Origin of the sequence: Methylomonas koyamae (genome assembly GCF_019669905.1) — a bacterium.
Lineage (GTDB): Bacteria > Pseudomonadota > Gammaproteobacteria > Methylococcales > Methylomonadaceae > Methylomonas > Methylomonas koyamae.
Map to the genome: position 1 here is coordinate 3,589,922 of NZ_AP019777.1, position 19,904 is coordinate 3,609,825.

A 19,904-nucleotide genomic window follows, 5' to 3' on the forward strand; every position below is an offset into this window, starting at 1 on the left:
CCTTAACTAAAGGCAACCGCTGCTGCGGTAAGCAAAAAATCCGCGCCAGATGCCGACCAGGCTGTAATACCAGTACGCCAGCTTGGCGCGGTTGCCGGACAAAACCGCCAGCAGCATTTTCAAAACCGGCGCCAGCAACATTTTTCTGGCGATGTAATAAGCGATGAACCAATCGCGCTGATTGGCGAATTTGCGGATATAAGCGCCGATACCGGTCGAGTACATCAACATCCGCGCGTTGCCCAAGCGGTAATGGTCCTTGTCTGGATGGTAGATGCGGATATCCGGCGTATAAAAGGCTTTGGCGCCGGCGCGTAACAATCGATACAGCATTTCGAAACCTTCGCCGCCGGCGTATTTGGCGCCGATGCCGAAATCGTGGTCCAGATAAAACTGGCTGCGTTCCAGCCGAGCGACGGCAAAAAACTGGGTAAACTCGACCCCCAGCATGGCCAAGCGCGAGAAATAACGCGCCTTGCGGCTGTTGACGCCGATGCTGAAGCGGCGGGTATCGGCGTCGTAAGACGCCCCGACCACTATCGCCAGCTCCGGCCGCAGATCGAATTCGGCGACGACCTTCTGCAACACGTCGGCTGCGTAGCAGCAATCGTCGTCCGGAAAGGCGACGATTTCGCCTTGCGCCAGCGCGATACCGTAATCGCGGGCACGGGCGTTGCCGGTGAAATCGACTTTGACGTGCCTGATCGCCAATTCCGGCCCAAACCGATCCATGATTGCGTCTATTTTGCCGTCCCGGTTCTGATCGATGACGATCAGTTCGAAATCCCGGTAATTCTGCGCCAGCAGCGAGCGCAAAAACTCGGCGACCTGCCAGTCCCGCCCCAACGTCGCCAGAATCAACGACACCGTCATGCCGAAGGCTCCGCCCAGCGTCCGGCCTTGGCTTGCAAGTAAATCGTCGCCTCGTACCAGGTAAACATCAACGCAAATTCCAGACCTGCCGCACCATCCAGAAAACCGCCGCGCAACAGGTAGTGGTAAGCAAACCGCGCCGGAATCCGCAGCCAGCAGCGGCCCAGCCAGACGCTGATCCGGCCGCGCGCGGTCATCAAGGCACCGGCGGTCGGTTGCAGCTCGATTTCCTGCGCCGCCTTGCCGACGTGCTTGTGCATCCAGGCCACGATCTCGCCATGGTAAAAATAATGTTGGTAGGCGATATCGGCCGTCGCCACCCGACTGCTTGCCAGCACCGCCTCGCCGTGGCCGGTATGGTTGCGGACGAAACCGACCGTTTCCCGCCGCACCAGCCGCGGATGGTAAATCGGATAGCCCGGCGCGTATTTCAAGCGTTTGCCGCGCAGATACAACACCGACGGCACCATCAACACGTCCATGTCGCGCGAGGTGGCCCATTCGGCATCGAATTGCTGGTAAAACAACGGCGGATAAATTTCGTCGGCATCGACGAACAACACCCACGGCGTCTCGATAGCGCACTGCTGCAGCGCAAAATTGCGTTGCTCGGCAAAGCCCGGCCAGGGATTGTGGTACACCCGGCAGCCGCGGCGCTCGGCGATGGCGACGGTGTCGTCGCTGCTGCCGGAATCGACCATGACAATCGGATAACGCTCCGGAATCGCCGCCAGACAACGCGGCAAATTCGCCGCTTCGTTACAAGCCAAGATCACGACGGTCAACATAGGCACCTCACTCGGCCGCAGCCTTGACCGCGTAAACGTTCAGGTAAATTCCCATGCCAAACAGATTCATCAGGCCGTTGAACGGAATTTGCGCGTATTTGACCAAACCGTTCAACAGCTCGCCCCACTTGCCCTTGGCGCCCAAGCGTCGGGACAAGGCATCGAACGGCACCCGGGTGATCTGTTCGGTTTTCACGACTTGCAAACCGTTACGCTCGAATAAGCTGCGCAAGCCTTGCTCGGTAAAGAAATTGACGTGCTCCGGCACCCACAAACAGGCGTTTTCGTTGGCGCCCAGCAGCTTGACCAAAAACGACGCGTAATTCGGCACGGCACAAGCCAGCACGCCGCCGGTGTCCAACAGGCCCGCCACCTTGCGCAGCGCCCGCTCCGGCTCCAGCAAGTGTTCCAACACCTGCGACATGACGACGACGCCAAAGCGCTCTTCGCTGCGAAACTCTTCGAACATGATCGGCAACGGTTGGTCGCCGTTCATTTGCTCGAACACTTTATTTTCGTAGGCACCAGGATTGATGCTGACGGTGCGGTAACCCAGCAGGCGCAAAGCCCGGGTGTAAAACCCGAATCCGGAACCGATATCCAGCGCCCGGTAATTCAACGTGGCGTTGTAGCGATCGGCATAGTGAGCGATACGTTTGGCATCCACCTTGCAATTCGGATACAGCCGCTCGCGCCGCAGCACTTCGTCCAAACCGATCTCGGCGGTCAAGGCCTGACCGGAATGTCGATAAATCTGCTGTAACCACTCCCGGTGCGGCGGCTGATTCAGAAAGCCGGTGCCACAAACTTGGCAGCGGTAAATCCGAAATTCTTCGGCATCGGCGCCGGCCGTGTACTGGTAGTGTTTGTGCCGCCAAAAGCGGATGCGTTCTCCGCCGCAGGCAACGCAATGGTGCAACAGTTCGCCGTAAGTCTGGTGAGCCATGCTGGCATAAGTCATCGTTTTCACAGGCATCCGCCGTAAATCGTAAGGGTTGAATATCAAAAAACGTATCAGGCCGGCGCCCGTAACGGCGCTGCGGCGGTCGGTTCCGCCACGGCCGGCAGCGATTCGCCGTCGCGCAGCCGCCACGGTTTGGCCAGCAACGCCAGTACCAGGGCCTCGATACCGAAATAGACCGGGTTGGCCCAAGCCGCGCCGGGCAAACCGTATTGCAGGATCAGCAACGGTAAAGCGGTGATCGCGGCCAGAGCCCCGCACAAGCGCCCCTTCAACAAGACCCGCGTGCGCTTTTCCGCCAACAGCGGTTGCGCCCACAACGTACCCAGAGCGTGCAGCAAACAGCCGCCGCCGATGGCCGGCAACAGCGCCGCGACCGGGCGATAGGGCTCCGCCAATAACAGCGCCACCAGCCTATCGCCCAACCACGGCAACGCCAGCAGGCCCAAACCGCCGCCGGCCAGCAAGCAATACAGCCATAAACGCAACACCGCATGGGCGCGGCGGCGCTCGCCGGCCGAGAAAGCTTGGAAATAAGCCGGTTGAAAGGTGCGTAGCAACACCATGGCGCCGCGGTTGAAGGCTTCGTTGACCAGGGTATAACCGGCCGCGTATAGGCCGACATCGGCGGCACTCAGCAAGCAAGCGATTGCATAACGGTCGCCGACGCCGTTCAGCCAAAACACCAGTTCCATCGGCAGCAAAGGCCAGGCGTAACGCCAAACCTTGCCGGCAAAGCGGCGCACATCGGTCGCCGCTAGCTCGCCGGCCGCGGATTCGGCGCCTAACCGGCACCAAAGCAGATTGGACAGCAAGGTCGCCGCGGCATAAGCCGCCAAAATCGACTCGACCTGCGCGCCCAGATAGCCAACCGCGGCCACGGCCAGCGCCGGCCGCAGCAAGCTGTCGCCGGTTTGCCACAACGCGGCGCGGCGCTGGCGGCGGCCGCCGATTGCCAGTTGCACGCCGAATTCGCGCCAGACCGTAACCGCCAACAACGCCCCGGCCAACAAGAACGGCGCCGCCGGCGCCCGGTACAGGTAGGCGTAACAGCCGCCGCCGGCCAACAACAAACCCAGCGCCAGCAAGGTCGCTTGTCCGGTCAGGCCGGCGACGGCCCGCTGCAGTTGGCTGCGTTGCGCCGGACCGGCGCATTCCGGCAACAAACGCATGCCGGCGCAAATGAACGGGTAGGAAAAGGCCGCGACGCCGAGTGCGACGCAGCCGCTCAATAGCGCGACCTCGCCGTAGACGTCCGGCGCCACTCGCTCGGTCAACAATCTGGTACCTAGCAACAGCGCCAGCGCCGAGGCCAGTTGCCCGAGCAACGCCCAGAACGCGTCGCCGCACAGACGCGATTGCCGCAGCCGGAGCAGCGTGCGCTTAACCATAAAACCTCGCCGGTTGCGGTTGGCCGTTCGGTTGCGCCAGAGCGACCGGATGGCGGCTATGCCCCAACATCGCGCCCCACAAAAACATCAGTACCGCATTCTGCGGAAAGTACTCCCACAAATTGAAGGTCAAGCCGGCGACGAAAATAAACGCCGCGACCAAGCCTTTGCCGGGGTGGGCCGACGTCCTTGTCGTTGCCCATAGCAAACCCAGATAGGCCAACAAACCGATCAGGCCGTAACCGTTCAGTAAAAACAAATACAGGCTGTCGGAATCGAACTGGCCGGGAAAATGCTCGGCGCCGAACAACAGGTTGACGGTATTCGAACTCAAGCCCAAGCCCCAACCGAACAGCAAATCGGCGGCATCGTGCACGTGGTTGGCGAACACCCGTTGCCACAAGGCGATGCGGCCGTCCTCGGTCGGATCGGCGTCGTCGCGGCCGCTCAACAAAGGACTGGAGGCCAGGATCAACGCGCCGACCGCCAACATCGGCGCCGGCATCCACAAGGCCCAGCGGTCGCGTGGCCGCAGCGCGGCGTAGACCCGGAAAAACACCACCAGCAACCCGCTCAGAAACGCGGTACGCGAGCCGCTCAACAAAGCCAGCAACACGCTGAGCCCCAGCCAACGGCGCATGCCCGGCACTACGGCGAATACCAGCGCGCAAGTCGCCATCGCCGCGCCGAACAGGTTCGGGCTGACGAAAGTTCCGAACGGCCGGCCGCCGCCCAACATCGACACGCCGAACAACGGCGGCGCCCACAAGGCCTGGGCCAAGGCCAAGCCGGCCTGCAGCAGCAAGTAGTAACGCAAGTAATGGGCGAAGCGGCCGATGACCCAATCGGCCACGCCGCGGCGACCGCAGACGAAGCCGATCAAAGCCAGCGGCAAATATTCGAAAATTCTGAGCCCGGTCATCGGCACGATCAACGGCAAATCCAGATAGACGGCGTAGCCGATTTCGCACAGGACGTAGGCGGCTATTAAACTGAGAAAGGCCGGAATCGGACCGCTGAAGATGCCGTTGCGCAAACGCGGTTCGGCCCAGGCGTAGCAAACCAACAGCGCCAGCATCGCTTCGCGCAGCAAACGCAAGCCCATCTCCTGTTCGCCGTAAACTTCCTTGATGCCGGCCCAGGCCGACTGCACCTGCGGCAACGAGGCGACAGTCGAGGTACAAACCAAGCCGAACAACAGCAGCGGCAGATCTTTCTCCAGCCTCAAGACCATAACCGGATTAACCCCGTTCGTCCGACTCGGCGGCGGCCGGTTGCCATTCCCGCTCCAACTGTTTGCTCAGCCAATCGCCCACGGCATGGTATTTGTCGCTCCATCCGCCGGCCGCAGCCGGCTCCTGGTCGGCGCGCTGGTAGGCGTAACCGTAATACGGGTAATACGAGGAACCCTGTTTCATGTCGTTGATGATGAAGCCGTTCGGGTTGATGCCGACTTGCTGGAAGCGGCGGGCGCTGACTTCCAATTCCTGCGCGGTATAGCGCCCTTCCTTGACTACCAGAAACGTGGCGTCGGCATGCTTGCCCAGGATGGCCGCGTCGGTGGCGCCCAAAATCGGCGGCGAGTCGATCACGATATGGTTGTAAAAACTCTGCAACTGGCGCAAGGTCTCGCCCAACTCGCCCAAAACCAGCAACTCGGCCGGATTCAACACCATATTGCCGCGCGGGATCAGATCGATACCGATCTCGGGCAGGCTGACGATGACCTCGCCCAGCGTGGCGCGGCCGGCCAATAAATCGGACAAGCCGGGCTGCTTGCCGATGCCGAAGGTATCGTGCAGGCGGCCGTTGCGCATGTCGGCGTCTATCACCAATACCCGTTTTTTGATGCTGGCCAGCAAAGCGGCCAAATTGGAGCTGACGAAGGATTTACCCATGCCCGGCGCCGGGCTGCTGACCATGATCACCTTGCTTTCCCGGCTGGCTAACGTGGCTTCCAGGGTCGTGCGCAGGCCGCGCAACGATTCGACCGAGATATCCAGCGGGTCCTGGCTGGCCAGGATGCCGCCGTCCTTGTCGCGGCCGAGCAGGCGCCCCAGTTTGCGCTGCTTTTTACTGTGCGGGATGGCGGCAAACATCGGCAGCCCGACCTGGTATTCCAGCAAGGCCGGATAATTGTCGTGGCGTTGCAGCGAGTGGCGCAGAAAAATCAGTGCCGACCCCAGGCTCAGGCCCAGCAGCGTGGCGATGGCCAGCAACAAACCGGGTTTCGGCCAGTAGGGCTTTTCCGGAACCACCGCGAAATCGACGATGCGCGAGTTGCCCAACGAGCCGGCGGCGGCGATGCGCTGCTCCTGGGCGCTGTTCAGCAACGAGGTATACAGTTCGGTATTGACCTGCACGTCGCGCGACAGGCTGACCATGTTTTGCTGGGTTTTGGGTAAGTCCTTGATCCGCTTTTCCAGGGCTGCCAATTTGTTATTGACCCGCTTGATCTGGGCGTTGGTGGCGATCATGTCCGGATGTTCGGATTCCAGCCGTTGGCTTTGCTCGTCGTATTTTTGCTTGAGCTGGATGCTCAGGGTTTCCATGTCCGACGCCTGCTTCAACAGAATTTCGGCCTCGGCGGAAATATCCACCGCACCGTGCTGTTGGCGGTAGGCGCTCAAGCCCTGCTCGGCCTTCTCCAGCCGTTCTTTGACCACCGGCAACTGGCTTTCCAGGAAAGCCAGCTTTTGCGAGGCCTCCGCCGACTCCCAATTGACGGTGGCGTTGACGTAGATCGCGGCGATGTCGTTGACCGATTTAGCCAACTGCTCCGGGTCGCGGCCTTTCAACTCCACGCTCAAGATGTCGGTATCTTTCGACACTTCCTTGACGGCAAAGGCTTTCTGCAACGTTTCGATGGCCGACAGCGCGGTGCGCCGCACCAGCTCGAAATGGGTGCCGGGATGGGCGTCCAGCGCCTCGACCTTAATGGCGACCGGCGTTTTCTCGCCGACTTCGGCCGTCGCTACCTGGCCGACTTCGCCGGCCAGCAATTCGTCGCCGTTGGGCGCCAATAGCCGATAGCGGCCGTGTTCCAGCGCAATCAGCGTAAATTCTTTTTCCAGATAGCGATCCGGCACTTCGAACGCGGCCACTTTGACGCGCTCGCCGCCCCAGGCCCAGCGGCCGAAGCCCCACCAGGCGCCGGCAACGCCGTCGTGCCTGTCGTGGCGGCGCGCCAGAGTTTCGCCGATCAACGGGAAGTAGTACGGTTGGATTTCGATTGCCAGATTCAGGTTATCCACCACCTTACCCAGCACCGACCGCGAACGCAGAATCTCCACCTCGCGCTGCGCCCGCGGACTTTCCGCTTCGGCCGGGGTCTGGTTATTGTCGCCGCGCAAATTGGCCACCAATAACGCTTTATTCTTATCGATGCGCAGCAATGCGTCGGCCTTGTAGGTGCGCGGCGCCAAGACCAAGTACGCCAGCGCCAGCGTCAAGACCGCGGCCACGGCGACAAGGATGGTTTTTCGGCCTTCGACCAGCAAATCCACGTAATCGCGAATGCTGACGCTCTGCTCTTGCAGGCGGCTTGGATTCGGCAAGGCCAAGACCGGAGTGGCTTCATTGTGTGGAACCATAGTTTTGATAATCCATTCGCTGTTTAACACTGAATTCCCCTCTTTGGAAAAGAGGGGGCTGGGGGAGATTTATGCAAATAATCCCCCCGCGATCCCCTAGGGGAAGCTAATAACTACATCCCCATCAACGCCGCTTGCGACATGATCGCGGTAAACGAACCGGGCAGGATTTGGTTCAACACCCGCGACCATTGGGTAACGCCGGCGGTACCGACGAACAGGGTGTCGTGCGCCTGCAGCGGAAATTGCTCGGCCAGAATCATCGCATCGGGCGATTCGGCATTCAGTTGGAAAATCTCCGGCTGCATATCGCCGGCGCGCACCACGTAGACGTCGCCGGGGCGCGAGGTATTGAAATCGACGCCGTAGGCCTCGACCAACGCTTGCGCCAGACTCATCCGGCCTTTGTTGATCTGTACCGCCTGCTGCCGGCCGACCTCGCCCATCACGTAGACTTTGCTGTCTTTCTGGTCGCCGACGTTCAGCACGTCGCCGTCTTTCAATAGTACGTTCTGCGTGGTCAGGCCTTTCTCGTACAGCGCTTGCACATCCAGTTTGTAGAGTTTGCCGTCTCGGGCCAGCGCAACGTTGTTCATATCGGAATCCTTGGTGGCGCCGCCGGCGCGGCTAATGGCCTCGGCCACGGTCAGCGGGGTTTCGTTCATCGCCAAGATGCCGGGCTGTTTGACCTCACCGACCACCGCCACCCGGTGTGCCTGGAACGACAACACCCGGATGTCGAGTTTGACCTTCTTGAAATAACGCGACAATTCCCGGGTCAACTCTGCGCGCACTTCCGGAATGGTTTTGCCGCCGACGTGAAGCGTGCCGACATAGGGGTAATACAGATCGCCGTTGTCGTCGACCACCTTGCCGGCCATCTCCGGCAGAATTTTCTCGCCGCCGGGATCGTTCAGTTCCGGGTGTTCCCAGACGGTGATTTGCAGGCGATCCTGCGGGCCGATCCGGTAGCTGGTTTTGCTGTTGTCCACCGGCAGCAATTGGCCGACCGCTTGTTGCCGCGCCGTTTCCTTGTCGATGATCAAGTCGGCGGTGATCGGTACGACGCGGACTTTCTCCTTCACCAGCCGGCCGTCTTTGCGCGCCGGCAATTCGATTTCGGTCAAGCCGTTACTGTCCGTCTCCATGTCCATGCCCGGCGCCAGAAAACAACCCGGCAGGATTAAGGCCAACACAATAGGAAGCAATCTGAACATGCAAAGGATTCCTTAATAAGCGTTTTTGTGGATAAAACCGGTCAGCACGGTGCGGAAAGCGATCTCGATATCGAACCACAACGACCAGTTCTGGATGTAATACAAGTCGTGCTCGATGCGCCGATGCAAATCGGTATCGCCGCGCCAGCCGTTGACTTGGGCCCAGCCGGTGATGCCGGCCTTGACCATGTGTTTTTTCATGTAATTGGGGACTTGTTCCTTGAACACTTCGACGAAATCCGGCCGTTCCGGGCGCGGTCCGACCAAGGACATGTCGCCGCGCAACACGTTGAGCAATTGCGGCAGTTCGTCCAGGCTGGTTTTGCGCAGGAAGGCACCGAACGGCGTGGCCCGATTCTCGCCGGGCTTAGCCCAAACCGCACCGGTTTTGGACTCTACGCCGACCGGCATCGAACGGAATTTCAACATCGTGAATTTGCGGTTGTTCCAGCCCACCCTGACCTGGCGGTAAAACACCGGACCGGGCGAACTCAACTTGACGCCGACGGCGATCAGCAACATCAGCGGACTGATCAGCAGCAGCAAAACCAAAGCCAGCAAACGGTCTTCGGCTTCTTTGATGTAGCGGTTGACGCCGTGCAGCGGCGACACCGAAAAATCCAGGGTCGGAATTCCGGCCACCGTGTTCAGGCTCAGGAATTTGCTTTGTTTGAAGGCAAAGCAATCGATCAGCAGCCGGATGCTGACCGGCAGATGCCGCAACTGGTATTGGGCGCGTTCGGTCAGCGACTCGCCTTGATAGGCCACCCAGACTTCGTCGACGCCGTAGCGGTCGATCAGCGCCGGCAAATCGGCCAGCGTACCCAAGTGCGGCAGGCCGTCGGCGTTCAGCGCCTGGCGGTTGCCGCTGCGGTCGTCGACGTAACCTACCGCCTGCAAACCGGCCCAGGGCGACTGGTTCAATTGCCGCGCCGCGGCCACCGCCATTTGATTCAAACCGACCATAACGATTTTGCCTTGCGACCAGCCCCGCGCCCGCAACCCGCGCAAAATCTGCGACATTACCGAGCGCGCAGCCAATACGCAGACCAAGCCCAGCACACCCCAGGAGGCAATCCAGCGGTAACTGGAACCGAACCAGACATGTAACCGCACCAGGAACACGATGGAAACCACCGCCAACAACGCCAACAACCAGGCCCGAACGATGCGCGCCACTTCGCCGCGCATCGCATCGTTGCGCCAGGGCCGGTAAACCTGGCCGATTTCGAAGAAAATGATGGCGCCGAGCACGCCCAGCGCGGTGACGATCCGATAGTGTTGATCGACCGCGTATTCGCGCAGCCAGAAAAAATGCGCAGCCCAAGCTGCGGCTAACAGCATCGCCACATCGACGATCCGCAAAAGCAGAATCACGGTGTGGCCGTATTGGCGAAAAAGTCCGTTGAAAATATTTCCGAAGCCGAGCGGCATAGCGGCGTTCCCCCTGTTGCGTCTAGTTCCGAAGACTTAAGGACGCCATCCTTGGCATCCTCAACCTGCTTGCCGACCGTGCGATTCTGCAGCGGCCGGCTTGGGTACAAAGATTACCGGCGCAAAATGAGAAGAAACCTGGGGGTTCAATTAAGAAGAGATGAGAGGGAAATTAGAGTTGGATAAGCGCGCCGACCGGCGTTAACCCGGCTCCCAAAGCGCCCCGCATACCCGGCTGCCGCGGCCAAAACCGGCTGGCGATCCGTTGTCGCCGACGAATTAGCGCCGGTTCGGCTTAAAAATCCCAGCCCGGCTGCTAAGTTTATCGACACCAGGCCGATAGCTGTCGCACTTCACTGAAACGGAGCCCGTTGATGAAACACTGCCCAAAATGCAATCGCGAGGTGGCGCCTGCGGCTGCAATCTGCCCGCACTGCGGCATCGTCTTTGCCAAATACTATAAATACCACGCCGATCCGCAGGCGCCGGCAACGCCACGCCCGCAAGTAACCGTCGTAATAGACCCGGCGCCGGACTCGCTGCTCGGCGGCGACGCCTACCGCGATAACTCGGCCGTGTTTCTGGGCCGCTGCCTGCTGTTGCCGGGCTTTGTACTGTGGAGCTGGCTGCTGATCGCACCCGGCATCGCCGCCAATGCCGCCGGCGAATCGTTTTTGCATTTGGTCAACCTGCCGTTTCACGAAGCCGGCCACGTAATCTTCCGCCCGTTCGGCCAATTCGTCGCCTCGCTGGGCGGCACGCTCGGCCAACTGCTGATGCCGACCGTCTGCCTGCTGACGCTGTTGTTAAAAACCCGCGACCCGTTCGGCGCCGGCTTGTGCTTATGGTGGATAGGCGAAAATTTTCTGGACATCGCGCCCTATATCAACGACGCCCGCACCGGCCAACTGCCGCTGTTGGGCGGCAACTTCGGCCATTCCGCGCCTTACGGTTTTCACGACTGGGAATACTTGCTGACCGAATCCGGCCTGTTGGCGCAGGACCATCGCTTGGCCAACGCGGCGCAACTGACCGGCGCCGTATTAATGATTACGGCCTTGCTTTACTGCGGCCGGGTGTTGTGGGAGCAGCGGCGCGGGCTAAATCGCCCACAGCAAGAATAACCAGTCCCTATTCGCTGCAAGACCGCTAATTCAAATCCGCCAACTCCCGGCTGCCACCCGCTGTCAGCTTACGGTACAGGGCTGCCGGCAAGATGTAGATCGGGCTGGCGGAAAGCGGCACGCGCGCGCTGCCGGAGCTATCGGTAGCCAAGGCCCGGACCCGGCCGACCACGTCCACCAGCACCCAGGTTTGTTTGGCGTCCAATGGCAGCGGCCATTCTCCCTCGCCTTGCTCGCGCCAAACCATCAGGGTTTCGCCGAAATAACCGGCCTGAATATTGGCATCATGCGTATCGACGGGCCGGTACGGCAGGCCGTCGATCAATGCACCGGCGGTGTAAAGCGCCGCTTCGCCGGGTTTGTGGCCGAGCGAATAATCCCATAAGCGGCCGTATGCCAGATCGTATTCGTGGGCGATGCAGAAGGCCAGGCCCAGGTAATCGTTGCGGCTATTCGCCCAGGCTACGATCTTTGCCACCTGTTCGGCTTGCCAGCGCCGGCCGCTGAAGCCGTGCATGGCTTTGGCGCCGGTCTCGCCCAGCCAGAACGGCAGTTTGTTGGTTTTGCCCAGGCGGGCATACGCCGCCAGCACGCCGCGCTCGTCTTCCAACTCGCCGTTGCCGATCGGCCCGCCGAAACGCGGCGGCCGTTGCGGATAGGCGTGCACGTCCCAGGCATCCTGGTAATTATCCAAGCCAAGCTGCAACACTTGCTTGAACCACTCGCCCTCCCCCGGCCGCACCAGACTGCCGCCCAGGTAAAGGGCGTCGTTACGGGCTTTATGAACCGTCTCGTATTCCCATTTGGCCCGTTCCAGCCAATGCACCGGGTCGCGCAATTTTTGCCATTCCGGCTCGCGGCGGATGTCGATCTCGTTTGTCGCTTTGAAGAAACGGGTATACGCGGCCGCGGCGTTAACGAAGTTTCGGCCGTCTTCCGGCCGGTCGTTCAGCCAGTGGCTATCGCCGGACGAGTCGGCAAATACTTCCAGGCCGCGCTGTTTGGCTTGTTCCCATAACGGCCGATACTGTTCGGCGAAACCGGGGTAGCTGCCGACGCTGCGAAAAATGCCCATCCGCTCCAACCAAGCGAAGTAATCGCCGGCTTGGCGCAAGCTTTTGTCGCCGTCGGCGAAGGCGTAGTAATCGTTGTTCCAGATTTTCTTCCGCGCCAGGCGTTGCTGCTGGGCGGCGTTGCCGGCGACGACGCTAAAGCCGTCGGCCGGGTAATGCATGATCGAGCGGCCGTCCTCGGCATACAAAGACGGATAAACCGCATAGTAGCCCGGCTGTTCGAGTCGGCCGAAATCGGCTGCGACCCGGCCGGGGAACAGCCCGCGAATTTCCCGTTCGGCGATCGGTTTGCCGGCGTAGTCGACCAGCCGCAGGCGCAATTTTGCCGGGAAGCGCAGCAGCGGCGCGGCCAGTTGGGTTTCCTGCAAAATCGGTTGCCAACGCAGATCGACACTCAGCTTGATCGGCTCGCCCGGATGCGGCAGATTGGCCGGCGCAGAGTTGAAAATCAGCGGCCTAAGTTTGGCGGCGATTCGGTTCAAGGCCAAATCGGCGCTGGGTTCGGCGGTTTGCGTGCGTAGACCTTCGAGCGGCTTACCGCCGAAATCGGTGAACCGCCCGGCGAAGTAAAAGCGCTGGCCCTGATCGTGCTGCATGACCAGTTTCAGCAACAGGCTATGCCAGCCGGGCGCCAGGTTTAACGTAGCGACTTGCGGCGGTTGCGGCCGCTCGGGACTGGCGCTTGCCGGCAAGCCTTCGGCCGTCAAACCGTGCAACGTGGCCTGGGCTTGCCGGTCTGCCGCTGGCGCCAATCCGGCCGGCGGCTCGGCAGCGTCCGCCAAGCTCAAAGCTTGCCCGTCCAGCCACGCTGCGGCTTGAATGCCGGATTGGCGCAGGTGCAATTGCGCTTGCAGCGCACGCTCGGCATGCAGATACAACTGGGCATAGCCGGTGCCGCGCGACCAGCCGTAAGCGTGATCGGTGCCGGCCGCAATCGTAACTTCGGCGTTGGCCGCGGTAAGCGCCACCTGCCATTGGCGCAGTTTGCCGCCCATCATTTCCAAACTCGGATAGGTTTGCTCGGGATTGGGCCGCAATGCAGTTTCGGCATCCAAGCCAAACACTGACATGCCGGCCGGCCCGTCCTGTAGGCCGCCGACCAGCCAGGCGGCCGGGACGCCGTTTTGCAGAGGTGTTGGAGCCGGTGACGGCACGGCTAGCGGTGGAGGCATCCAGCCGATTCGGTCGGGTTCGGCTAGAAATTTCGCCACGCCGGCTGCGTCGGCCGGCTGGGTCAACACGCCCAGCACGGTATCGCGGTCATCGGTCACGACCGCGGCCGGCAACGACGGTAGATTCAGTTGCCGCGCCAAGCTTTCTGCGGCCGGCCCGATCAGATAACGCACCGGCGGGTCTTGCCAATCGGGCCGAGCGGCGGCCGCGGCCAGACCGCGAAACAACCGCTCGCCCTGCTCGCCGTCGCCGTCCAACACCAATAAGCGTTGCCGGCCTTTGCCGTCGGTGCGGGTTAAGGCCAAAAACCGGTTGCGGAGTCCGGCCTGTTCCGGCGTCATGCCTCCCGCCAGCGGCGTATCCAACTGCAACAAAAAGGCATCGAACACCTTGGCGCCGTCGGCTTTGCCGCTGTTTTCGATAGTCAGCCAGCGGTCGCCGGGTAGCAACGTCACGCTGTCGGCGGCCGGCAGCCATTGGTATTGCCAAGGCGTGGCATTGCTTGTGCTGAATTCGCCGCGGGCCGCCAGTTCTTCGGGTTTGGCGCCGGCTTTGACGGTGAAATTTTGTTTGACTTGCGCCACCTCGCCGCCGCTTTTGTAGCGAGCCCACAGCCGGTATTGGCCGGGTTGGCTGGTGGCGGGCAGCGGAAACTGGAAGCTGCCGCTCCAGTCGCCGAAACCGGAATGGAACAACAACACTTCGTCTTGCTCGACGGCCAATGCGCCGGTGTTGGCGCCGGCCTGCGCGGTGCCGGCGACAGCGTCGATATGGGCCGGCTTGGGCAACTCCATCAGAGCCGGCGCCTTGCCCAATTCCAACAATATGGCCGGCCGCTCGGCACTGGCGGTTGTCGGCAATTCCGCCCAGGGCGAAGCCAACAAAAACGCATCGAACACCTTGGCGTCGTGGCCGGAGCCGCTGTTGCGAACTTCGATCATGCGGTCGCCGGCCTGGAGCCGAATCAGCTCGGCACTGCTTAACCAGGCGTACTCCCAACCTTTAGGAACCAGTTGCACGCTGCCGCGCCGTTCCAGATGCGTAGCGTCCGCCCCCGCCCATATTTCGAAAGTCTGCCGGCATACCGCCGGATCGCCGCCCTGGCGCCAACGCGCCCAGAAGCGAAAGCTTCCGTTGACCGGTCGATTCAAATCGAAACGAAACGCCGCCCGCCAATCGCCGAAGCCCGGATGCAGCACACCGACGGCGTCCGGCTCGACTTGCCAAGCGACGCCGGGCTGAGAATCCGGCAGCGCTCGGCCGGCAACGGTCAGCAGGTTGGCGGCCGCGCGGCTCGGTACGGTTGCCGCGCTACCGAGTTCGAGCAACAACATAGGCTGGCCGCCGGCGTTTACCAAGGTTAACGCGTCCGGCTCCTGGCCAAGCGCAAGGCTTTCCGCGGCAGCGGCCAAGCCGGCGGCAAACAGCGCGGCCGACGGCAGCCGCCAGCGGCCCCGATTCGAGCGGAATAGCCGGCGATCGGGTAGGTAACGGCCGCCGGCCACGTCGTAGCATGCGGTCGAAGCGGTGTTGGGGCAGGTGCGGCGGGGCGACGCGCCGGGCAAATCGGCGCCCGGTCGGAACAATAAAACCTTTAAAAAAAGGAGCGGAAAAGCCGATACGGCGGCGAGTAAGCGTAGAGTGGGCAGAACGGACTGAGGCATCGCAAATCCTTGTCGAATGGCAACCTCCGGGGCATGCCCCGGCACCTTAAACGTCCCTGTCGACGCCATGATATGACAATCCGTGACATTTTCCGACCAACGGAAACGGCTGCGCCGGTTTAAACGCTAACCGGAATTTTGCCGCGTCCGTCACGAATTTTGCCAGCCAAGCTATACTATTGCGGATTTACAGTCGCTCTTGCCACGGATGAAGTTCAAAAATCTGCTGTCCTTGAAATCCCTGATCGTGCTGGGATTTGTCGTTGCCGTGATCCCGCTGTTCCTGGCCGTGATGTATGCCGCATTTGGTATGCGCGAGACGTCGGCCTTGGGCCGCACGGTGAATTCGCAAGTGTTCGAACAGACCAAAACCATCCGTCTGGTGCTGCAGCGGGCGTCCGACATCGAGCGCAAAGCCAAGCTGTTCGTGCTGCTATCCGACCCCGAATTGCGCCAGCCTTACGAACGGCAGTCCTACGAAACGGTAAGGGCATCGTTCAAACAGGCGCTGAGCGATTTGTTGAAACTGCAGGTCGATAACCGTATCGCGTTGCTGGTCAACGAATTGTCGGAAAAGGAAAACCTGATTTACCAGCAAATCATCGGTTCCGAAGGCGACAACAACCTGAAACTGCCGCTGGACGAGGCGTTTCAAGGTTTGCGCGAGTCGTCTTATACGCTGTCGCGCGAGTTCGAAAGCCACGTCGACCACGAATTCAACGAGCTGCGGCAAATGTCCGAATCGCTGGAGCAAGGCCTGTTGATCAAAGGCGCGGCGCTGTTGGCGATATCGTCGGCGGCGATTGCGCTGTTGTTGCTGGTGATCTCGCGCTCGATGCGGCAATTGGACTCGTCGATTCGGCGCCTGGGCGCCGGCGAATTGGACGAGCCGGTGACCGTCCACGGCCCGTCCGATTTGGCCTTTCTCGGCAACCGCCTGGAATGGTTGCGTACCCGGCTGATGGAACTGGAGTCGTCGAAACAGCAATTCATGCACAACGTCGCCCACGAAATCGAAGCGCCGCTGGCCGGCATCCGTTACGGCGCCGAGCAAATGGCCGACGAGGCCGAATTGGACGGCAATTTGCGCCAGCAGGACATCGTCCGCAAGCTGGGCGCCAACATCGACAAACTGCAAGCTGTTTCCGACGAATTGCTGCGCTACAGCAAACTGAGCAGCCAAAGCGAAGCCAAACCCAAGCAGGCGCTGAACATGAAGGAACTGCTGGAGACGGTGGTCGCCGATTTTCAAGCGGCGCTCACGGCCAAAGCCATCGAAATGCGCATGTTGCTGCGGCCGGTACATATTTCCGGCAACGCCCAGCAACTGCGCGCCATCGTCGAGCAGTTGCTGGACAACGCCGTGAAATTTTCGCCGCCGAAAGGCGAGATCCGCATCATGCTGCGCGACTCCGGTACCCAGATGGAATTGGAAGTTGAGGACGAAGGCCCCGGCATCCCGCTGGACGAACGCGGCCATGCCTTCGAGCCGTTCTACCGCGGCAAGGCCGCTCAGGCCGAAGGCATTCCGGAAGGGCCGGGCCTGGGGCTGGCCATCGTTAAGGAATATGTCGCCAACCACCAGGGCCATGTAGAAATCATCGACGCCCGACAAGACCAACACGGCGCCCGCATCCGGGTGCAATTGCCGTTGAACGAGGAGATTTAAACCAACCATGACGTTTTTCAACCCGCGCCTGCTGCTGCCGGCGTCGCTGATCCTGTTATTTGCCGGCTGCGCCGAAGTCGATTCCAACGTGCGCCAGGGGCCGCCAGTGGCCGCCGCCGAGCCGACCGTCCATTCCGACTTCGAGGATTTGCTGGATTTCGGCGCCAATCTGGCAGCAATGAACGCCCAGGGCCGGAGCGAAACCTGCCGCAGCCTGGCGAAACACCATAAGGAAACCCCGGACAAAACCATAACCCTGCAATTGATGACCGGCCGCCTGTTGTCGGATGCCTGCGGCGACATTCCGAAAATACTGGACGAACTGGCCGACATCCCGCCGGAAAGCTACGCCGACGACCGTACCCGCCGGCTGGTGACAATCCACACCGAAGCCTTGAAGCGCATCAATAGCGCGAACAAGAAAATCGCTTCGTTGGAGCGCAAGCAAAAATCGGTGCAGAACGTGCTGGATGCGAAGGAAACGGCCGGCTCGAAAAAAACCCCATCGCACCTGCTGCGGGAAAAACTGGAAGCGATCCGCTCGATGGAAAAACAATTGGACGAAACCGGCGACGCCAAGTAATAGCCATGTTTCGGTTTCGGCTGGCCATCGTCATGTTCGTTTCGTTCGGCTTCGTCCTTAGCTTGGGCGTGGCCCTGTATCTGGGCGCCGACGAAATGGCGCTACACTTCCAGCACAGCCAGACCGCTTACGAAACCTTCGACGATTACGAACAGCTATCGCAGGAAGCCTACCGCCATTTCAAACAGCGCATGGACCGGCTGATCACCGCGAATCCGAATTCGGAGACCGGCGTCGAATCGTCGAAGCAGCGGCTGCAGGCGGCGATCCAGGCGCTCAGGGAAACCGCAGTCAAGGAACCGGTGATCGGCGGCGAGGCTTGGGTCGACAAACCGGCCGAACTGGAACGGGTAGCGCATTTGACCGCCTTTCTGGAAGCCAGCGAATACCGCTTCGAAGAGGTGGAGCGCCTACGCCTGCAAGGCAAGCTGGCCAACGCCGTGCAAGCCTTGACCAAATTTACCGAAGAAGAAATCGACGGCAAATTTCAGCCGCTGATCGATGCCGCGATCGACGCCGAACGCGAAAAAGCCAAGCAAGCCAAACGCGAGCTGGAAAGCCTGGTGCGCCAGTCGCGGCTGACGGCGATTCTGGCTTCGGTGACCGCCGCGCTGTTCAGCCTGATGTCCGGTATTCTGTTGATGCGCCGCTTCCGCCGGCCGATCCAGGCCTTGATGAAAGGCACCGACGAAATCGCCAGCGGCAATCTGGAATACCGGATCAAACTCGATACCCGCGACGAATTCGCCTATCTGGCCAGCCACTTCAACCAAATGGCGCAAGAACTCGAAGTGCAGCAGAACAAATTGCGCGAGAGCCGGGCGGTACTGGAACAACGGGTGGCGGAACGCACCCTGGAATTGAACCTGCTGAACGACGAACTGAAGCGGATGGACAAGGCCCGCCGCGAATTTTTGGCCGACATCAGCCACGAACTGCGCACGCCGATTACGGTAATCCGCGGCGAGGCCGAAGTCACCTTGCGCGGCGAAGACCGCTCCACCGAAGAATATAAGGATGCGCTGCAACGCATCGTCGAACTGGCGATGCAACTCGGCAAATACGTCAACGATTTGTTGTTTCTAGCTCGCGCCGAAACCGCCCATCTGCAATTCGAGTGGGGCAAGGTCGATCTGACGGAGCTGGTCGGCAATGCGGTCGAGGATTTTCAGGTCATGGCCGAGGAGCGTTCGCTGAGCGTATCGTTCGTGGGGCCGGAGCATCCGGTTTGGGTACGCGGCGATAAGCAGCGGTTAAGGCAGGTGCTTTTTATTTTGGGAGAAAATGCGTGCCGCTACTCAAATCCCGGCGGACATATTTCGGTAGCCTTATGGGTGCAGGGTAAGGAAGCGAGTTTCAGCCTTACCGACCGGGGTATCGGCATTCCCAGCGGGGATTTGGAACGCATTTTCGAACGCCACTTCCGCAGCGATAACGCGCAAAGTTCGCGCGACGAAGGCTCCGGCCTGGGCCTGCCGATGGCAAAATCGATTACCAAGGCGCACGGCGGTCGCGTCGCGGTGGAGAGCCGGGAAAACTCGGGCTCGACCTTTACCGTGACCTTACCGCTGCTGCCGAGCACATAGGACTAACCAGACATGAGCGACAAATACACAGCATCCGGCAATCTGAGCGGCATCGGCTACATGCGCGTGCTGTTGGTGGAAGACGACGAACGCATCGTCGATTTCGTCCAGCGCGGTTTGAAGGCGGAAGGTTATTCCGTGGAAGTGGCCCGCAGCGGCCAGGAAGCCATCACGTTGGGCGGCGAAGGTTCGTTCCAGGTGATCGTGCTGGACTTAGGCTTGCCCGATATGAACGGCCGCCAGATTTGCGAACGGCTGCGCGGCAGCGGCGTCGACACGCCGGTGTTGATGCTGACCGCCCGCGACACGGTGCAGGACAAGGTTTCCGGCCTGCGCGCCGGCGCCGACGACTACATGACCAAACCGTTTGCCTTCGAGGAGTTGCTGGCGCGGATCGAAGTGCTGCTCCGCCGCCGCGGCGGCGAAATCAAGCCTGAAGCCAAGGAGCTGCGCATCGCCGACCTGGTGTTGAACGGCGAAACCCACGAAGTGCGGCGCGGCGATAACCCGATCGAGCTGACGCCGAAGGAATTCGCACTGCTGGAGTGCTTCATGCGCATGCCCGGCAAAGTGCTGAGCCGCACCCGAATATTGGAGCAGGTCTGGGGCTACAGCGCCGACCCGCTGACCAACGTGGTCGACGTTTACATCCGCCAGTTGCGCCGTAAAATCGACGACGATTACGAACAAAAACTGCTGAAAACGGTACGCGGTTTCGGCTACAAACTGGAAGCCCCCTAAGCCCAACCGGCCACCGGCCGGGACGCAGACCGGC

14 protein-coding genes are annotated in these 19,904 nt (G+C 60.9%); 5 read left to right on the forward strand and 9 right to left on the reverse strand.

Annotated elements, in window-relative coordinates; genetic code table 11:
- Positions 1-6: 6 nt before the first annotated feature.
- The 8 genes from MKFW12EY_RS16080 to MKFW12EY_RS16115 all read right to left on the reverse strand — a co-directional run bounded on the left by MKFW12EY_RS16080 (position 7) and on the right by MKFW12EY_RS16115 (position 10,257).
- Positions 7-873, reverse strand: a complete 867-nt coding sequence (locus tag MKFW12EY_RS16080) for a glycosyltransferase family 2 protein (RefSeq protein WP_054763135.1) — start codon at positions 871-873, stop codon at positions 7-9.
- Positions 870-1,661 carry a glycosyltransferase family 2 protein gene (locus MKFW12EY_RS16085; RefSeq protein WP_221054622.1) on the reverse strand — a complete coding sequence of 264 codons (792 nt, stop codon included), beginning with the start codon at positions 1,659-1,661 and terminating at the stop codon, positions 870-872. The genes MKFW12EY_RS16080 and MKFW12EY_RS16085 overlap by 4 nt, the downstream gene beginning before the upstream one ends.
- 7 nt (positions 1,662-1,668) lie before the next feature.
- Complete coding sequence (locus MKFW12EY_RS16090) at positions 1,669-2,637, reverse strand: class I SAM-dependent methyltransferase (RefSeq protein WP_245006331.1); 969 nt, start codon at positions 2,635-2,637, stop codon at positions 1,669-1,671.
- Positions 2,638-2,675: 38 nt separating this feature from the next.
- Positions 2,676-4,013 carry a lipopolysaccharide biosynthesis protein gene (locus MKFW12EY_RS16095; RefSeq protein WP_221053364.1) on the reverse strand — a complete coding sequence of 446 codons (1,338 nt, stop codon included), beginning with the start codon at positions 4,011-4,013 and terminating at the stop codon, positions 2,676-2,678.
- Entirely contained in the window at positions 4,006-5,247 is a 1,242-nt protein-coding gene (locus MKFW12EY_RS16100; protein ID WP_221053365.1) for an O-antigen ligase family protein, read from the reverse strand. The genes MKFW12EY_RS16095 and MKFW12EY_RS16100 overlap by 8 nt, the downstream gene beginning before the upstream one ends.
- A gap of 7 nt (positions 5,248-5,254) precedes the next feature.
- On the reverse strand, positions 5,255-7,606 hold the full coding sequence (locus MKFW12EY_RS16105; RefSeq protein WP_221053366.1) for a polysaccharide biosynthesis tyrosine autokinase: 2,352 nt from the start codon (positions 7,604-7,606) through the stop codon (positions 5,255-5,257).
- Positions 7,607-7,719: 113 nt separating this feature from the next.
- Positions 7,720-8,823, reverse strand: a complete 1,104-nt coding sequence (locus MKFW12EY_RS16110; protein WP_064024483.1) for a polysaccharide biosynthesis/export family protein — start codon at positions 8,821-8,823, stop codon at positions 7,720-7,722.
- A 12-nt stretch (positions 8,824-8,835) separates the two neighbouring features.
- A complete protein-coding gene (locus MKFW12EY_RS16115) occupies positions 8,836-10,257 on the reverse strand; it encodes an undecaprenyl-phosphate glucose phosphotransferase (protein ID WP_054763296.1) in 1,422 nt (473 codons plus the stop codon).
- A gap of 374 nt (positions 10,258-10,631) precedes the next feature.
- On the opposite strand from MKFW12EY_RS16115, the gene MKFW12EY_RS16120 reads away from it, so the two are divergent.
- A complete protein-coding gene (locus tag MKFW12EY_RS16120; protein WP_221053367.1) occupies positions 10,632-11,381 on the forward strand; it encodes a zinc ribbon domain-containing protein in 750 nt (249 codons plus the stop codon).
- Positions 11,382-11,406: 25 nt separating this feature from the next.
- Here the strand turns inward: MKFW12EY_RS16120 and MKFW12EY_RS16125 are convergent, their stop codons facing one another.
- The gene (locus tag MKFW12EY_RS16125; RefSeq protein ID WP_221053368.1) at positions 11,407-15,291 is read right to left on the reverse strand and encodes a hypothetical protein; all 3,885 of its coding nucleotides are present in this window, start codon (positions 15,289-15,291) and stop codon (positions 11,407-11,409) included.
- A gap of 208 nt (positions 15,292-15,499) precedes the next feature.
- Between MKFW12EY_RS16125 and MKFW12EY_RS16130 the strand changes: the two genes are divergently transcribed.
- From MKFW12EY_RS16130 to MKFW12EY_RS16145, 4 genes are read left to right on the forward strand one after another with little or no spacing between them, the layout of a single operon-like run.
- On the forward strand, positions 15,500-16,960 hold the full coding sequence (locus MKFW12EY_RS16130) for a HAMP domain-containing sensor histidine kinase (protein ID WP_054762140.1): 1,461 nt from the start codon (positions 15,500-15,502) through the stop codon (positions 16,958-16,960).
- A gap of 7 nt (positions 16,961-16,967) precedes the next feature.
- Positions 16,968-17,543, forward strand: a complete 576-nt coding sequence (locus tag MKFW12EY_RS16135) for a hypothetical protein (protein ID WP_054762137.1) — start codon at positions 16,968-16,970, stop codon at positions 17,541-17,543.
- A gap of 5 nt (positions 17,544-17,548) precedes the next feature.
- Entirely contained in the window at positions 17,549-19,129 is a 1,581-nt protein-coding gene (locus MKFW12EY_RS16140; protein ID WP_054762135.1) for a sensor histidine kinase, read from the forward strand.
- A gap of 12 nt (positions 19,130-19,141) precedes the next feature.
- On the forward strand, positions 19,142-19,870 hold the full coding sequence (locus MKFW12EY_RS16145) for a response regulator transcription factor (RefSeq protein WP_231879360.1): 729 nt from the start codon (positions 19,142-19,144) through the stop codon (positions 19,868-19,870).
- The last annotated feature ends 34 nt before the right edge of the window (positions 19,871-19,904 follow it).

Coding starts and splice junctions, on each gene's coding strand:
- MKFW12EY_RS16080 (WP_054763135.1), bottom strand. CDS start 873: ATGACGGTGTCGTTGATTCTGGCGACGTTGGGGCGGGACTGGCAGGTC.
- MKFW12EY_RS16085 (WP_221054622.1), bottom strand. CDS start 1,661: ATGTTGACCGTCGTGATCTTGGCTTGTAACGAAGCGGCGAATTTGCCG.
- MKFW12EY_RS16090 (WP_245006331.1), bottom strand. CDS start 2,637: ATGCCTGTGAAAACGATGACTTATGCCAGCATGGCTCACCAGACTTAC.
- MKFW12EY_RS16095 (WP_221053364.1), bottom strand. CDS start 4,013: ATGGTTAAGCGCACGCTGCTCCGGCTGCGGCAATCGCGTCTGTGCGGC.
- MKFW12EY_RS16100 (WP_221053365.1), bottom strand. CDS start 5,247: ATGGTCTTGAGGCTGGAGAAAGATCTGCCGCTGCTGTTGTTCGGCTTG.
- MKFW12EY_RS16105 (WP_221053366.1), bottom strand. CDS start 7,606: ATGGTTCCACACAATGAAGCCACTCCGGTCTTGGCCTTGCCGAATCCA.
- MKFW12EY_RS16110 (WP_064024483.1), bottom strand. CDS start 8,823: ATGTTCAGATTGCTTCCTATTGTGTTGGCCTTAATCCTGCCGGGTTGT.
- MKFW12EY_RS16115 (WP_054763296.1), bottom strand. CDS start 10,257: ATGCCGCTCGGCTTCGGAAATATTTTCAACGGACTTTTTCGCCAATAC.
- MKFW12EY_RS16120 (WP_221053367.1), top strand. CDS start 10,632: ATGAAACACTGCCCAAAATGCAATCGCGAGGTGGCGCCTGCGGCTGCA.
- MKFW12EY_RS16125 (WP_221053368.1), bottom strand. CDS start 15,291: ATGCCTCAGTCCGTTCTGCCCACTCTACGCTTACTCGCCGCCGTATCG.
- MKFW12EY_RS16130 (WP_054762140.1), top strand. CDS start 15,500: ATGAAGTTCAAAAATCTGCTGTCCTTGAAATCCCTGATCGTGCTGGGA.
- MKFW12EY_RS16135 (WP_054762137.1), top strand. CDS start 16,968: ATGACGTTTTTCAACCCGCGCCTGCTGCTGCCGGCGTCGCTGATCCTG.
- MKFW12EY_RS16140 (WP_054762135.1), top strand. CDS start 17,549: ATGTTTCGGTTTCGGCTGGCCATCGTCATGTTCGTTTCGTTCGGCTTC.
- MKFW12EY_RS16145 (WP_231879360.1), top strand. CDS start 19,142: ATGAGCGACAAATACACAGCATCCGGCAATCTGAGCGGCATCGGCTAC.